Origin of the sequence: Ralstonia pickettii (assembly GCF_016466415.2) — a bacterium.
Taxonomy (GTDB): domain Bacteria; phylum Pseudomonadota; class Gammaproteobacteria; order Burkholderiales; family Burkholderiaceae; genus Ralstonia; species Ralstonia pickettii.
Window position 1 is genome coordinate 3,326,057 of record NZ_CP066771.1, and the last position, 13,490, is coordinate 3,339,546.

A 13,490-nucleotide genomic window follows, 5' to 3' on the forward strand; every position below is an offset into this window, starting at 1 on the left:
TCAGGTCGGCCGCCTTAGATGGGCCGGGTTTCGTCGACGCTCTCCGGGCGACGCTGCGGCGCCAGCAGGAAGGCGTTGGCGAACGGCCACAGGGCGGCTTCGATCAGCGGCGGCAGGATGACCTGCCAGTCCGGCAGGTGCGCGCCCATCAGCAGACGGATGACGATCGGTACGGCGTGCGCCAGCACCAGCAGCGGCAGCACATGCAGCGCCTGCGACAGCACCGTGAACCACAGCACGCGCCGGTGAATCGTGATCGCGAAGTACGACAGCATCGTGTAGGCCATCGCATGTTCACCAAGCAGACGCGCTTCGTGCACGTCCATCAGCAGGCCGAGCAGAAAGGCCACCACCATGCCCACGCGGCGCGGCTGGTGGATGTTCCAGAACACCAGCACGAGCGCCACCAGATCGGGAATCCACTGCATGTGGCCCCACGGCATCAGGTTGAACAGGAACGCCAGCACGAAGCTGAACGCGATGAAGCCAGGATTGACCGGGCGCAGCAGGTATTGGGGCGAGTTCATGATCGATGGCCTCGCTTCAGCGTTTTTGCGCTGAATCGGTGTCCAGCGGGTTGCCGTCGGCGTCGGTCGGGCGCGGCGGCGGTGCGTTTTCTTCGGCTGCTGCAGCGGGCGCCGGCACGTTGGCTTCGGCGGCCGCGCGTGCGGCGCGGTCCTTCTCTTCGCGGGCGTCGCGGGCAGCGTTCTTGCCCTTGGCTGCGGGCGGCGGCGACAGATCCGTCTGCGGCGGGAAGCCCGATTCGTACTTTACGATCAGCAGGTGCCGGTTGCTGCGGATGCCGGCTACCGGCTCGCAGATCACGCGCGAGAACGCGGTGTCGGCCTTGCGCTCGATTTGCGAAATACGCGCCACCGGCAGGCCTGCCGGATAGACGCCATCCAGCCCCGACGTCACCAGCAGGTCGCCCTGCTGCAGATCGGCCGAGGCCGCCATGAAGCGCAGGTCCAGCGCGCCCGGTCGGGCACCGCCGAAGGCCACGCTGCGCAGGCCGTTGCGCACGACCTCCACGGGGATCGCCTGGTCCTTGTCGGTCAGCAGCGTGACTTGCGATTCGAGCAGCGACACGCGCGTCACCTGGCCAACCACGCCGCGGTCGTCGATGACGGGGTAGCCCGCGCGCACGCCGTCCTTCGAGCCGCGATCGATCACGATGCGCTGCGTATAGGGGTCACGCGCCTCGTAGAGGACTTCGGCCGCTACCGTGGGCACCGCCGCGTGCTGCTTCAGATTCAGCAGCGTGCGCAGATTCCGGTTTTCGGCTTCGAGCTGCGAGGCGCGCAGCGATTGCTGCGCCTGGGCAACCGCCGATTCGCGCAGGCTGCGGTTATCGACGGCCAGCTTGGTGGACGACTGCGTGTATTCGAGCGCGGCGCGTGCCGTATCGCGTGGAATCAGCACCAGGCGCTCGACGGGGTACAGGATGACCGACACGACTTGCCGGACCACGCCCAGCACGGACATGCGGGCATCGATCACGAGCAACGCAAGCGCAAGCGCGAGCAAGGCGACCAGCCGCGCGGTGGCGGACGGGCCCTGCTTGAAGAGGGGCGGCGGGGAGTAATCCATGACCCGGACGCTTCAAATGGGCACGGCAGACGCGTGACGGTCAACGTCAAGGTCAACGGCCTGCCGGCAACAGATTGGGTGTGGCGCCGGCGCGGTGCCCGAGCCCTGTGTGGACGGAGCACGGCGCACCGGCGCGAGACGCATCTCAGCGGTCCGCGAAGGCGGCTGGCGTGACCAGAACAGCAGTCACGAAATCGGTCGCAACAGCGGAACGCGGATCGGCGTGGCGCATGGTCCCGTTATTCGTACGAGAAGATGCTGCCGAGCTTGTCCATGCGCTCAAGCGCCATGCCCGAGCCGCGCACCACGCAGGTCAGCGGGTCTTCGGCCACCAGCACCGGCAGACCGGTTTCTTCGGCCAGCAGGCGGTCGAGGTCGCGCAGCAGTGCGCCGCCGCCGGTGAGCATCATGCCGCGCTCGGCAATGTCGGCGCCCAGTTCCGGCGGGGTTTGTTCCAGCGCGATCTTCACCGAGGAGACGATCTGGTTCAGCGGATCCGTCAACGCTTCCAGAATTTCGTTGGACGACACCGTGAAGGCGCGCGGAATGCCCTCCGACAGGTTGCGGCCCTTCACTTCCATCTCGCGCACTTCCGAACCCGGGAAGGCCGAGCCGATTTCCTTCTTGATGGCTTCGGCGGTCTGCTCGCCGATCAGCATGCCGTAGTTGCGGCGGATGTAGTTGACGATGGCCTCGTCGAACTTGTCGCCGCCCACGCGCACGCTGCCCTTGTAGACCATGCCGCCCAGCGAGATGATGCCCACCTCGGTGGTGCCGCCGCCAATGTCCACCACCATCGAGCCCGACGGCTCCGACACCGGCAGGCCGGCGCCAATCGCAGCGGCCATCGGCTCTTCGATCAGGTAGACCTGCGATGCGCCGGCGCCCAGCGCCGATTCACGGATGGCGCGGCGCTCGACCTGGGTCGAGCCGCACGGCACGCAGATGATGATGCGGGGGCTCGGGCGCAGCAGCTTGGTGTCGTGCACCATCTTGATGAACTGCTTGAGCATCTGCTCGGTGACGGTGAAGTCGGCGATCACGCCGTCTTTCATCGGGCGGATCGCCTCGATATTGCCCGGCACCTTGCCCAGCATCTGCTTGGCTTCCTTACCGACAGCCTGGATGGTCTTCTTGGCGTTCGGGCCGCCTTCCTGGCGGATGGCCACCACCGACGGCTCGTCAAGGACGATGCCCTTGTCGCGGACGTAGATCAGGGTGTTGGCGGTGCCGAGGTCGATCGCAAGATCGTTGGAGAAATAGCTGCGCAAAAAGCCGAACATCGAATGAATCCTGTTTTTCGAGTCATGGGCGGCCCAGCAGCAGGATTGCGGTGCTACGGCTGCACCTACGCGCGGACGTCGCAAGGGCATGCCATGCGGTCCGATCCTGCTACTGCGCTCCCGGGAATGTCGCGGGCTCCGTGGTGATCGACGGTGGGGTGCCGTGGCACTGGCCATCCTGCCGAGGCTGGGCCGCCCGGAGAGGGGGCCCCCAAGGAACCTTTGATTAAGTGTCGCCTGATGCTGACGGTGCGACTGCCGGGAGGTTCCCGGGGTACTTAATCAGAGGGTCCGTGACTGCACGAAGTCGCCTGCTGACTTAGAAATTTAGTCGGCAATCATACCTTATAATTCGGGCAATCTGCGGGTATTCGGCGGGCGTTTGGCGCCGAAATTGCGGCAAATCGGCGCTGTCGGGGCCCAACCTGGGCGCCCCTTGCGCGCAGTAGCCGTCGCTTGCCGCACGTTGCCCGCCCGCCGCTGCACTCACTGACCCATTCCGATGGCACTCGAACTCTCCGACGTCAAACGCATCGCCCATCTCGCCCGTATCGAAGTCTCCGAGGGCGAGGCCGCGCAAACCCTCATGCAGCTCAACCAGTTTTTCTCGCTGGTCGAGCAGATGCAGGCCGTGGATACCACCGGCATCGAGCCGATGGCCCACCCCATCGAGCAGGTCCAGGCGCAAGCCCAGCGTCTGCGCGACGATGCCGTCACCGAGGCCGACCGCCGTGCGGACTACCAGCAATGCGCCCCGGCCACCGAGGCCGGCCTGTACCTTGTGCCCAAGGTGATCGAGTAACCCGCGGCAATCCGCGTAAACGGCGCGTCCGCGCTGGTCTTGAGCCCACTCCATTCGACGTCGCCGGCCGCTGCCGGCAGCCCATCCGAACGTATTCGATGACCGCATCCACGATCAAAGCCCTGTCCGCCCAACTCGCCGCCAAGGAGGTTTCGGCGGAGGAACTGGCGCGCCATTACCTGTCGCGCATCGAGGCGGGGGCGCACCTCAATGCCTTTACCCATGTCGACGCCGAGGCGACGCTTGCCCAGGCGCGGGCCGCCGACGCGCGCATTGCGGCCGGCAACGCGGCACCGCTGACCGGCGTGCCCATCGCGCACAAGGACGTGTTCGTCACCCGCGGCTGGCGTGCCACGGCGGGCTCCAAGATGCTCGGCAACTACGTCAGCCCGTTTGACGCCACCGTGGTCGAACGCCTGGGCGCGGCCGGCATGGTGACGTTGGGCAAGACCAACATGGACGAATTCGCGATGGGCTCGTCCAATGAGAACTCGGCGTTCGGCGCGGTCAAGAACCCGTGGAACCTCGAGCACGTGCCGGGCGGCTCGTCGGGAGGCTCCGCCGCGGCGGTGGCGGCCGATCTGGTGCCCGCTGCAACGGGGACGGACACGGGCGGCTCGATCCGCCAGCCGGCATCGTTCTCGGGCATTACGGGGATCAAGCCGACGTACGGCCGCGTGTCGCGCTACGGCATGATCGCTTTCGCTTCATCGCTGGACCAGGGCGGCCCGATGGCCCGCACGGCCGAGGATTGCGCGCTGCTCCTGTCTGCCATGGCCGGCTTTGACCCGCGCGATTCCACCAGCCTGGAACCCGGCCGCGGCGGCGATGTGGAAGATTTCGGCCGCCTGCTCGGCCAGCCGCTGCAAGGCGCCGATGCTGCGCGCCCGCTGGCCGGCCTGCGCATCGGCCTGCCCAAGGAGTACTTTGGCGAAGGCCTGGCCGACGACGTGCGCGCCACGGTGCGCGCGGCGCTGGGCGAGCTGGAAAAGCTCGGCGCCACGCTGGTCGACATCAGCCTGCCGAAGACCGAATTGTCGATCCCGACCTATTACGTGATCGCCCCGGCCGAGGCGTCGTCGAACCTGTCGCGCTTTGACGGCGTGCGTTACGGCCACCGCGCGGCGGAATACCGCGATCTGGCCGACATGTACCGCAAGTCCCGTGCTGAAGGTTTCGGCTGGGAGGTCAAGCGCCGCATCCTGGTGGGTGCCTATGTGCTGTCCCACGGGTATTACGACGCCTATTACCTTCAGGCGCAGAAGATCCGCCGGATCATCGCGCAGGATTTCCAGAACGCATTCGCGCAGTGCGACGTGATCATGGGCCCCGTCGCCCCGACCGTCGCCTGGAAGATCGGCGAGAAGAGCGATGATCCGGTGCAGATGTACCTTGAAGACATCTTCACCCTGTCGACCAGCCTGGCAGGTCTGCCGGGCATGAGCGTGCCGGCCGGTTTTGGCGCCAACGGTCTGCCGGTTGGCTTGCAGATCATCGGCAACTATTTTGAAGAGGCACGCATGCTGCAGATCGCGCACGCGTTCCAGCAGGCGACCGACTGGCACAACCGCCAGCCTGCGGCCTGAGGCCCATACAGACGTATCGCTCCACGCAGGAGGCACGCATGAACCACCGCATCCGCACTGCACTCGGGCTGGCGCTTGCCGCCGGCCTGCTGGCGGCGTGCGTGCCGATTCCGCTGCCGTCGATTCCCGGCATCAGCCGGCCGTCGAAGCCGCCGCCGATTTCCGACCGCCGCATCGACATCAACGGCTACTGCAGCCAGACCGAAGAAGACGGTTTCCGCGAGCAGGCGACGCTTACGGTGGCCGACAACAACGTCAGCGCCATGCAATGGCAGTTGTGGGTCGGCCGGCGCGGTTCGTGTCAGTTCGACCTGTCGACGTTCCAGCAAACCAGGCGCCGCCCCAGCATCGAGCTGCGCGAGCGCTACGGCAATTGCACGCTGATGGTCTGGCAGGACCCGCGCCGCGTCACGCTGGCGCACGCCAACTGTGAAGCGCATTGCACGCCCGGCATCTATGAAGAAGCGTGGCCGGTGATGTTCGACCCGCAAACGGGCCAATGCGCCCGGAATGCCCGGTGATGCGCCTATCGCTTCGCGTGGTGGCGGCGCTGGCCGGCGCCCTGGCGCTGCACGCGGTCGCGCAACCGACGCCGGACGCCGAAGGCGCTCTGCCGGATATGCCGGCTGCGCGTGCGCCATCGGCGGCCGAGCTGGGCGTGCAGACGGTGGAGATTCCCCGTGCGTCCATGAAAGACGCCGAGGATGCGCCGCCAACGTTGACCGCCTACTGGGTCGCGTCGCCCGTCAAGGCGCCTGCGACCGGCACGCCGGTGGTGATCGCGCTGCACGGCTGCAGCGGCCTGTATACGCCGGCTGGGGCGGATGCCAAGGCGCTGGGCTCGCGGTATCGCGGTTATGCGCAGTGGCTGGGCGCGCGTGGTTACGCGGTGGTGTTTCCCGACAGTTTCGGCCCGCGCGGCAAACCGCACGGCATCTGCACCGAACGCACCGCCACGCGCGATATCAACGGCGCAGTGCGCCGCGCCGACGTGCTGGCGACGATCCGCTGGGTGGCGGGGCAGCCGGGCGTGGATGCGCGCCGCATCGTGCTGCTCGGCTGGTCCAACGGCGCGCAGGCCGTGCTGGAGGCGGTGGATGCCAGCCGCGCCTGGCCTGCCGATACGCCTGCCGTCAATCGCGCGGTGGCCTTCTATCCGGGCTGTGCATCGGCGCAGAAGCGGCCGGACTATCGGCTGAACGCGCCATTGCTGCTGCTGGCCGGCGGCAACGACGACTGGACGCCGGCTGATCACTGCCAGGCGCTGCAGACTGCCGTCCTGGCGCGCCAGCCGCAGGCGCGTTTCGAGCTGGACATGTTTGGCGGCGCGTATCACGGCTTTGACGGCACTGCCACAGTCACGGAGCGCAACGGCATCCCGAAGGGACGTCGCTACGGAACGGTCACCGTCGGTGGCGATCCGGCAGCGCGCGAGGCCGCGTTTGCGAAGCTCGCGGCGTGGCTCGATGCGCCGCACCCGTGATCGCAGCCAGACAAGAACACCTGATTACCTGAACACCTGAGTACCTAGATATTCACACCACAACAATCGACAGGACACACGCAACATGCAATGGGAAGTGGTGATCGGCCTCGAGACGCACACGCAGCTTTCGACGGTCTCGAAGATTTTCTCCGGCGCGTCCACCGCCTTTGGCGCGGCGCCCAACACGCAGGCGGCGCCGGTTGATCTGGCGCTGCCGGGCGTGCTGCCGGTGCTGAACAAAGGCGCCGTCGAGCGCGCCATCGTGTTCGGTCTGGCCATCGGCGCCAAGATCGCGCCCAAGAGCATCTTCGCGCGCAAGAATTATTTCTACCCCGATCTGCCCAAGGGCTACCAGATCAGCCAGTACGAAATTCCGGTGGTGCAGGGCGGCACGCTGACCTTCCAGGTGGAAGGCAAGAACGGTCAACCCGGGTATGAGAAGACCGTGCAGCTCACGCGCGCCCACCTGGAAGAAGATGCGGGCAAATCGCTGCACGAAGACTTTGCCGGCATGACCGGCATCGACCTGAACCGCGCCGGCACGCCGCTGCTGGAAATCGTGACCGAGCCCGACATGCGCAGCGCGGCCGAGGCCGTTGCTTACGCCAAGGCGCTGCATGCGCTGGTGATGTGGCTGGGCATCTGCGACGGCAACATGCAGGAAGGCAGCTTCCGCTGCGACGCGAACGTGTCGGTGCGGCGGGGCCCGGATGCGCCGTTCGGCACGCGCTGCGAAATCAAGAACCTCAACTCGTTCCGCTTCCTGGAAGAGGCGATCAACTATGAAGTGCGCCGCCAGATCGAGCTGATCGAAGACGGCGGCACCGTGGTGCAGGAAACCCGCCTGTACGATCCGGACCGCAAGGAAACGCGCTCGATGCGCAGCAAGGAAGACGCGCAGGATTACCGCTACTTCCCGGATCCCGACCTGCTGCCGCTGGTCATCGGTGACGACTGGATCGAGCGCGTGCGTGCCACGCTGCCTGAACTGCCGGCGGCCATGGCTGCGCGCTTTGAGTCGGCGTACGGCCTGCCGAAGTACGACGCCAGCATCCTCACCGCCACCAAGGCGACGGCTGCGTACTTCGAAGCCGTCGTGGCGGATGCGGGCGCTGCGAACGCCAAGGCTGCCGCCAACTGGATCATGGGCGAGGTTGCCTCGAACCTGAACCGCGCCGATCTGGACATCGACGCTGCGCCGGTGTCGCCTGCGCAACTGGCCAAGCTGCTCGCACGCATTGCCGACGGCACGATCAGCAACAACACCGCCAAGAAAGACGTCTTCCCCGCCATGTGGGCAGGCGAGCACGGTGGCGATGCCGATGCGATCATCGCCGAGAAGGGCCTGAAGCAGATGTCGGATTCGGGCGAGCTGGAAAAGATCATCGACGACGTGCTGGCCGCCAATGCCAAGTCGGTCGAGGAATTCCGCGCCGGCAAGGAGAAGGCATTCAACGCGCTGGTCGGCCAGGCCATGAAGGCCACGCGCGGCAAGGCCAACCCCGCACAAGTCAATGATCTGCTGAAGAAAAAACTGGGCGCAGCCTGATGAGCACCTCCACGATGAACGCACAAGACGTCGCCAACTACCTGCAGGCGCATCCGGCCTTTTTTGAAGAGCATGCGGAGCTGCTGGCCGCCATCCAGCTCACCAGCCCGCACAGCCATCGCGCCGTGTCGCTGCAGGAGCGCCAGATGGAGATCCTGCGCGACAAGAACAAGCACCTCGAACTCAAGCTGTCGGACCTGATGCGGCACGGCAACGAGAACGACCGCACGCAGCAGCGCGTACACGCATGGACGACGCGCCTGCTGGGCGAGGCCGACACGCATGCGCTGCCGTATGCCGTGCAGGATGGCCTGCGTGAAATCTTTGACGTGCCGGCCGTGGCGCTGCGCGTGTGGCAGGTCGGCGAAGAGTACGCGCACCTGGAAGTCGCGCAGGGCGTGAGCGAGGAAGTGCGCCTGTTTGCGGCCGGCCTGCGTGCGCCGTATTGCGGCGCCAATGCCGGCTTTGAAGCCGCCGGCTGGCTTGATACGACCGATACCGGCGGCGCACCGATCGAATCGCTTGCCATCGTCACGCTGCGCGTGCCGGTGCGTGGGGATGCCGATGCCAGCGCCGCGCCGGCATTCGGCCTGCTGGTGCTCGGCTCGCCGGACGCCCGCCGCTTCCATGACGGCATGGGCACGACCTACCTTGCGCAGATCGGCGAACTGGCCGCTGCTGCGCTCAACCGCCTGCGCGACTAAGCGCAGCCCGCCGCATGCCGCAATCTGCATCCGCTGATGCGTCTGGCGCGCAGGCGCCGCATCCGCAGATTGCGGCGTACCTGGACGCGCTGAAGTTCGAGCGGCAGCTCTCGCCGCACACGCTGGAGAGCTACACCCGCGAGCTGGCCGTGCTGCAGCGCCTCGGTGCGCAGCACGCCGCCAATGTCGATCTCACGCAACTGCAGTCGCACCACATTCGCCGCATGATGGCGCAGCTGCACGGCGACGGTTTGTCCGGCCGCAGCATTGCGCGGGCGCTGTCGGCGTGGCGCGGCTGGTTCAAATGGATGGCGCTGCGCGATGCCGCCGTCACCGCCAATCCCGTTGATGGCGTACGCGCCCCGAAGAGCCCGAAGCGGCTGCCGAAAGCGCTGTCCGTGGAGCAAGCTGTCGCGCTGATGGAGCAACTGCCTGGCGACGATCCCGAGACGGTGCGCGATCGCGCTGTCAACGAGTTGTTCTATTCGTGTGGCTTGCGGCTCTCCGAACTCGTCAGCCTGGATATGCGACACGTGAAGGCCGGCGCGTATGAATCGGCGAGCTGGCTCGACCTCGAGGCCCGCGAAGTGCAGGTGCTTGGTAAAGGCAGCAAGCGGCGCACCGTGCCGGTCGGCACCAAGGCGGCGGAGGCGCTGGCCGCATGGCTGGCGGTGCGCGCGCAGCTTGCCAGGCCGGACGCGGCACCCGAAGACGCGCACGCGCTATTTCTCTCGCCGCGCGGCAAGCGGTTGGCGCAGCGGCAGATTCAATTGCGCATGAAGCGCAACGCCATCGCGGCAGGTGTGCCGGCGGATGTGCATCCGCACGTGCTGCGGCATTCCTTTGCCACGCACATGCTGCAGTCATCGGGCGATTTGCGTGCGGTGCAGGAACTGCTCGGCCACGCCAGCATCGCGAGTACGCAGGTTTATACTTCGCTCGATTTTCAGCACCTGGCCAAGATCTACGATCAGGCGCATCCCCGCGCGAAGAAGAAGTAGCGCTGCCCGCTTTGCCGGGCGAACCATCCCAGTCGTATGCAAACCCTGATTCTCAAGCCCGGCAAGGAGCGCTCGCTGCTGCGCCGGCACCCGTGGATTTTCGCCAACGCCATTGATCGCGTGGAGGGCAAGCCCGCCTCCGGCGCGACTGTCATCGTGCGCGCACACAACGGCCAGTTCCTGGCGCGCGCGGCGTTCAGCCCTGTCTCGCAGATTCGCGCGCGCGTGTGGAGCTTTGATGAATCGGAGCCCGTCGACCACGCGTTCTTCAAGCGCCGCATTGCCGCCGCCGTGGCGTACCGCCGCGCGTGGGTGCACGACACCGACGCCGTGCGCCTCGTCATGGGCGAAGCCGACGGCCTGCCCGGCCTGATCGTCGACCAGTACGGCACAGGCGATGCTGGCCAGCTCGTCTGCCAGTTCAGCGCCGCCGGTGTGGAGCACTGGAAACAGGCGATCGTCGCCGCGCTCGTCAAAGAAACCGGGTGCCCGAACGTGTACGAACGGTCGGACGTGAGCGTGCGCGAGCGCGAAGGCCTGGAGCAGATGACCGGTGTGCTGGCCGGCGCCGAGCCGCCCGCCGATCTGTCCGCCACCGAGCACGGCGTGCGTTATTACGTGGACGTGCGCGAAGGTCACAAGACGGGCTTCTACGTGGACCAGCGTGACAACCGCGCGCTCGTCGGCGCCTTGGCGCGCGATCGCGATGTGCTGAACTGCTTCTGCTATACGGGCGGGTTTTCGCTGGCGGCGCTCAAGGGCGGGGCGCGCTCGGTGGTGTCGATCGACTCGTCGGGCGAGGCATTGGCGGTGGCTGAGCGCAACGTCACGCTCAACGGCTTCGATCCGGCGCGCGCCGAGTGGCTGGACGCGGACGTCTTCAAGTCGCTGCGCAACTTCCGCGCGGAAGGCCGCCAGTTCGACTTGATCGTGCTGGATCCGCCCAAGTTTGCGGCCTCGGCGCAGCAGGTCGATCGCGCGGCACGGGCGTACAAGGAGATCAACCTGGTCGGCATGCAGTTGCTGCGCCCGGGCGGCCTGTTGTTCACGTATTCGTGCTCGGGTGCAATCGACGCAGACCTGTTCCAGAAGATCGTCGCGGGCGCGGCGGCGGATGCCAAGGTCACGGCGCGTATCCAGCGCCGGCTGGCGGGCGGCGTCGACCACCCGCTGCTGACGAGCTTCCCGGAAGGCGAATACCTCAAGGGCCTGCTGCTGCAAGTCAGCTAGCAATTTGTCGCAATTTTTGGCTTGTCCTGGCAAGCCGCCATTGCGAAGATGCGGTCCTTCGTTTTCCGCATCACGTCGATGGCCTCCAATGCTGCCCATCACGCGACCGGTTGGGCAGCAGGACTGATTGCCGCCACCCTCGTCGCACAGGCTTCGCACACGTCTCTCGAACATCTCGGCAGCATCCTGGCGTTTTGCGCGGCGGTGGCCGGCAGCACCGCGCCTGACTGGATGGAGGTGGCCTGGTGGACCCGCGCCCGCCGTCTCTGGATCACGCACCGCACCGCCACCCATTGGGGCATCGGCTGGCTGGCGGCGCTTGTTCTGTCATACCAGGCGCTGGGCCACGCCCATCTGTGGGCACCGCTGCTGTTCGGCTTTGCCTGCGGCGGGCTGATGCACCTGCTGGCGGATTGGCCGAATCCGCTAGGCGTGCCCTGGATCTGGGGGCGCCATTCCCTGAACTTATGGAAGAGCGGCCACTGCGATCTAATCGTGGTGATCCTGGCATGGGCCGCGGCATGCTGGCTCGTGCGGCCGTTGTGGGCGGCGACGGCAACGCGCGTAGTTGGATGGTTCGCCCACGTCGCGCGATGAGCCGGCTGCATCGGCATCGTCTGATGGAAGCCGGGCCCGCGAGCGACTAAGTTGGAACCGCCGGACGCCACGCGTCCGAATCCAACTTGTTTGCGCAACGCTTGCGCAAACGCCCTCACCGGGAGTCGTCGATGACACTGGATGTGACGCGCCAAGACCCTCGCTACAACACGCTCAAACATGGCTTCAACCTGCGCTGGCCGTCTACGGACGCGCAGGCCGCGAGCCGCATCGCCCTCATTGAAAAGCCCGACGATGTGGCACCCGCCGTGCAGCGCATCATCAACGCGGGCCAGCGCCCGACCGTGCGCAGCGGCGGACATTGCTACGAGGATTTCGTCTCCAACAACCCCGACGGCACGATCGTCGACCTGAGCCTGCTCGCCACGCCAGAAGTGCGCGCCGACGGTTCGGTGCGCATTCCGGCCGGAACGCAAAACTGGAACGGCTACCTGGAGCTGTACAAGCGCCACAACGTGACGCTGCCTGGCGGCTCCTGCTATTCGGTGGGCGCGGGCGGGCATATCTGCGGCGGCGGGTATGGGCTGCTTTCGCGGCTGCAGGGGCTGACGGTGGATTGGCTCTCGGCCGTGGACATCGTCACGGTCGACAAGACAGGCAAGGCCGCTGCCCGCACGGTGGATGCGGCGCACGAACCGGATCTTTTTCGTGCGTGCCGCGGCGCGGGCGGCGGCAACTTCGGCGTCATCACCGGCTACACGTTCGCCAAGCTGCCCACGGCACCGCAGGAAGTCACGCTCGCCACCGTGGCCTTCGACTGGGCCACCATGACGCCGCAGCGCTTTGCAGAACTGCTGCGCATCTACGGCGAATACTGGGAGACGCGCGGCAAGGATCCGGACACGTGGGGCATGTTCTCGCTGATCAAACTCACGCACAAATCGTCGGGGCAGATCGTGCTGCTCACGCAGTTCTGCAACCCTGATGGCACGTGTTGCGACCTCTCTGTCCTCAATGATTTTCTGAACCGCTTCCAGGCCTGCGCGCCCACGCTGGTCAAAGGGCGCCCGCCCGGCTACGGCCCCGCGCACAAACAGGGCGTGGGGCAGCTGGTCTGCTCCAAGCCGCACACCATCGTGCAATACGACTGGCTCACGGCCACGCAGTATCTGAATGGCTCGGGGGCCAATCAGCGCGGCAAGTACAAATCGGCCTATATGAAGCGCGGCTTCACGGCGCGCGAGGCGCAGCGCATCTACGCCCACCTCACGCGGACGATGCCGGGCGTCGATCTGAGCCAGTCGCTGCTGCAGGTCGATTCGTACGGCGGCGCCATCAACAAGGCCGAGCGCATTGGCGACACCGCCGTGCCGCAGCGGGCGTCGATCATGAAGCTGCAGTACCAGACGTACTGGACGTCTGCCGCCGACGATGCCGGCCACCTGCGCTGGATCGGCGATTTCTACCGTGACGTCTACGGCGCCCCCGACGTGCCCGCGCCGCACAGCGGCACGCCGTACCCCGGCGACCGGTACGAGGGCTGCTACATCAACTACCCCGACGTCGACATGCTCGCCTACCCGTTCTGGCCGCAGCTCTACTACGGCAGCGGCGACCTGTACGCGTTTCTGCAGGACGTGAAGCGCCGGTATGATCCGAACAACATCTTCCACCACGCGATGTCCGTGCGTGTTTGATGGA

Annotated in this window: 13 protein-coding genes; 10 read left to right on the top strand and 3 right to left on the bottom strand. The window is 66.5% G+C overall.

Translation table 11 applies throughout. The features are described from left to right. Positions 1–14 precede the first annotated feature (14 nt). The 3 genes from mreD to RP6297_RS15740 all read right to left on the bottom strand — a co-directional run bounded on the left by mreD (position 15) and on the right by RP6297_RS15740 (position 2,873). Positions 15–527: a rod shape-determining protein MreD gene (gene mreD, locus RP6297_RS15730; protein WP_004628297.1), complete on the bottom strand. Its 513-nt coding sequence runs from the start codon at positions 525–527 to the stop codon at positions 15–17. 16 nt (positions 528–543) lie between these two features. After that, a complete protein-coding gene (gene mreC / locus RP6297_RS15735; RefSeq protein ID WP_037028106.1) occupies positions 544–1,590 on the bottom strand; it encodes a rod shape-determining protein MreC in 1,047 nt (348 codons plus the stop codon). A 239-nt stretch (positions 1,591–1,829) separates the two neighbouring features. Beyond that, the gene (locus RP6297_RS15740; protein WP_004628293.1) at positions 1,830–2,873 is read right to left on the bottom strand and encodes a rod shape-determining protein; all 1,044 of its coding nucleotides are present in this window, start codon (positions 2,871–2,873) and stop codon (positions 1,830–1,832) included. 502 nt (positions 2,874–3,375) lie between these two features. On the opposite strand from RP6297_RS15740, the gene gatC reads away from it, so the two are divergent. The 10 genes from gatC (at position 3,376) to RP6297_RS15790 (ending at position 13,486) form a co-directional block, all read left to right on the top strand. After that, positions 3,376–3,675 (top strand): Asp-tRNA(Asn)/Glu-tRNA(Gln) amidotransferase subunit GatC, encoded by a 300-nt coding sequence (gene gatC / locus RP6297_RS15745; protein WP_037028105.1) that lies wholly within the window; start codon positions 3,376–3,378, stop codon positions 3,673–3,675. A gap of 98 nt (positions 3,676–3,773) precedes the next feature. Beyond that, a complete protein-coding gene (gene gatA, locus RP6297_RS15750; RefSeq protein ID WP_037028100.1) occupies positions 3,774–5,261 on the top strand; it encodes an Asp-tRNA(Asn)/Glu-tRNA(Gln) amidotransferase subunit GatA in 1,488 nt (495 codons plus the stop codon). A 38-nt stretch (positions 5,262–5,299) separates the two neighbouring features. Then, entirely contained in the window at positions 5,300–5,782 is a 483-nt protein-coding gene (locus RP6297_RS15755) for a hypothetical protein (protein WP_037028098.1), read from the top strand. Continuing rightward, positions 5,782–6,744 carry a dienelactone hydrolase family protein gene (locus tag RP6297_RS15760; RefSeq protein WP_009239394.1) on the top strand — a complete coding sequence of 321 codons (963 nt, stop codon included), beginning with the start codon at positions 5,782–5,784 and terminating at the stop codon, positions 6,742–6,744. The genes RP6297_RS15755 and RP6297_RS15760 overlap by 1 nt, the downstream gene beginning before the upstream one ends. A gap of 85 nt (positions 6,745–6,829) precedes the next feature. Next, complete coding sequence (gatB, locus tag RP6297_RS15765) at positions 6,830–8,296, top strand: Asp-tRNA(Asn)/Glu-tRNA(Gln) amidotransferase subunit GatB (RefSeq protein ID WP_009239393.1); 1,467 nt, start codon at positions 6,830–6,832, stop codon at positions 8,294–8,296. A gap of 14 nt (positions 8,297–8,310) precedes the next feature. Then, complete coding sequence (locus RP6297_RS15770) at positions 8,311–9,000, top strand: DUF484 family protein (protein WP_009277217.1); 690 nt, start codon at positions 8,311–8,313, stop codon at positions 8,998–9,000. A 14-nt stretch (positions 9,001–9,014) separates the two neighbouring features. Next, positions 9,015–10,001 carry a tyrosine recombinase XerC gene (gene xerC / locus RP6297_RS15775; protein ID WP_009239391.1) on the top strand — a complete coding sequence of 329 codons (987 nt, stop codon included), beginning with the start codon at positions 9,015–9,017 and terminating at the stop codon, positions 9,999–10,001. Between the two features lie 36 nt (positions 10,002–10,037). Then, complete coding sequence (locus RP6297_RS15780) at positions 10,038–11,231, top strand: class I SAM-dependent rRNA methyltransferase (protein WP_009239390.1); 1,194 nt, start codon at positions 10,038–10,040, stop codon at positions 11,229–11,231. A 78-nt stretch (positions 11,232–11,309) separates the two neighbouring features. Beyond that, positions 11,310–11,828, top strand: coding sequence for a metal-dependent hydrolase (locus RP6297_RS15785; RefSeq protein WP_009277216.1), 519 nt, complete (start codon positions 11,310–11,312; stop codon positions 11,826–11,828). 131 nt (positions 11,829–11,959) lie between these two features. Further along, positions 11,960–13,486 (top strand): FAD-dependent oxidoreductase, encoded by a 1,527-nt coding sequence (locus tag RP6297_RS15790; protein ID WP_037028095.1) that lies wholly within the window; start codon positions 11,960–11,962, stop codon positions 13,484–13,486. Positions 13,487–13,490 lie beyond the last annotated feature (4 nt).

Excerpts from the sequence above, each read along its gene's own strand:
- mreD (WP_004628297.1), bottom strand. The coding sequence starts at position 527 with ATGAACTCGCCCCAATACCTGCTGCGCCCGGTCAATCCTGGCTTCATC.
- RP6297_RS15790 (WP_037028095.1), top strand. The coding sequence starts at position 11,960 with ATGACACTGGATGTGACGCGCCAAGACCCTCGCTACAACACGCTCAAA.
- gatC (WP_037028105.1), top strand. The coding sequence starts at position 3,376 with ATGGCACTCGAACTCTCCGACGTCAAACGCATCGCCCATCTCGCCCGT.
- RP6297_RS15755 (WP_037028098.1), top strand. The coding sequence starts at position 5,300 with ATGAACCACCGCATCCGCACTGCACTCGGGCTGGCGCTTGCCGCCGGC.
- RP6297_RS15780 (WP_009239390.1), top strand. The coding sequence starts at position 10,038 with ATGCAAACCCTGATTCTCAAGCCCGGCAAGGAGCGCTCGCTGCTGCGC.
- RP6297_RS15770 (WP_009277217.1), top strand. The coding sequence starts at position 8,311 with ATGAACGCACAAGACGTCGCCAACTACCTGCAGGCGCATCCGGCCTTT.
- RP6297_RS15785 (WP_009277216.1), top strand. The coding sequence starts at position 11,310 with ATGGCCTCCAATGCTGCCCATCACGCGACCGGTTGGGCAGCAGGACTG.
- xerC (WP_009239391.1), top strand. The coding sequence starts at position 9,015 with ATGCCGCAATCTGCATCCGCTGATGCGTCTGGCGCGCAGGCGCCGCAT.
- RP6297_RS15760 (WP_009239394.1), top strand. The coding sequence starts at position 5,782 with ATGCGCCTATCGCTTCGCGTGGTGGCGGCGCTGGCCGGCGCCCTGGCG.
- mreC (WP_037028106.1), bottom strand. The coding sequence starts at position 1,590 with ATGGATTACTCCCCGCCGCCCCTCTTCAAGCAGGGCCCGTCCGCCACC.
- RP6297_RS15740 (WP_004628293.1), bottom strand. The coding sequence starts at position 2,873 with ATGTTCGGCTTTTTGCGCAGCTATTTCTCCAACGATCTTGCGATCGAC.
- gatA (WP_037028100.1), top strand. The coding sequence starts at position 3,774 with ATGACCGCATCCACGATCAAAGCCCTGTCCGCCCAACTCGCCGCCAAG.
- gatB (WP_009239393.1), top strand. The coding sequence starts at position 6,830 with ATGCAATGGGAAGTGGTGATCGGCCTCGAGACGCACACGCAGCTTTCG.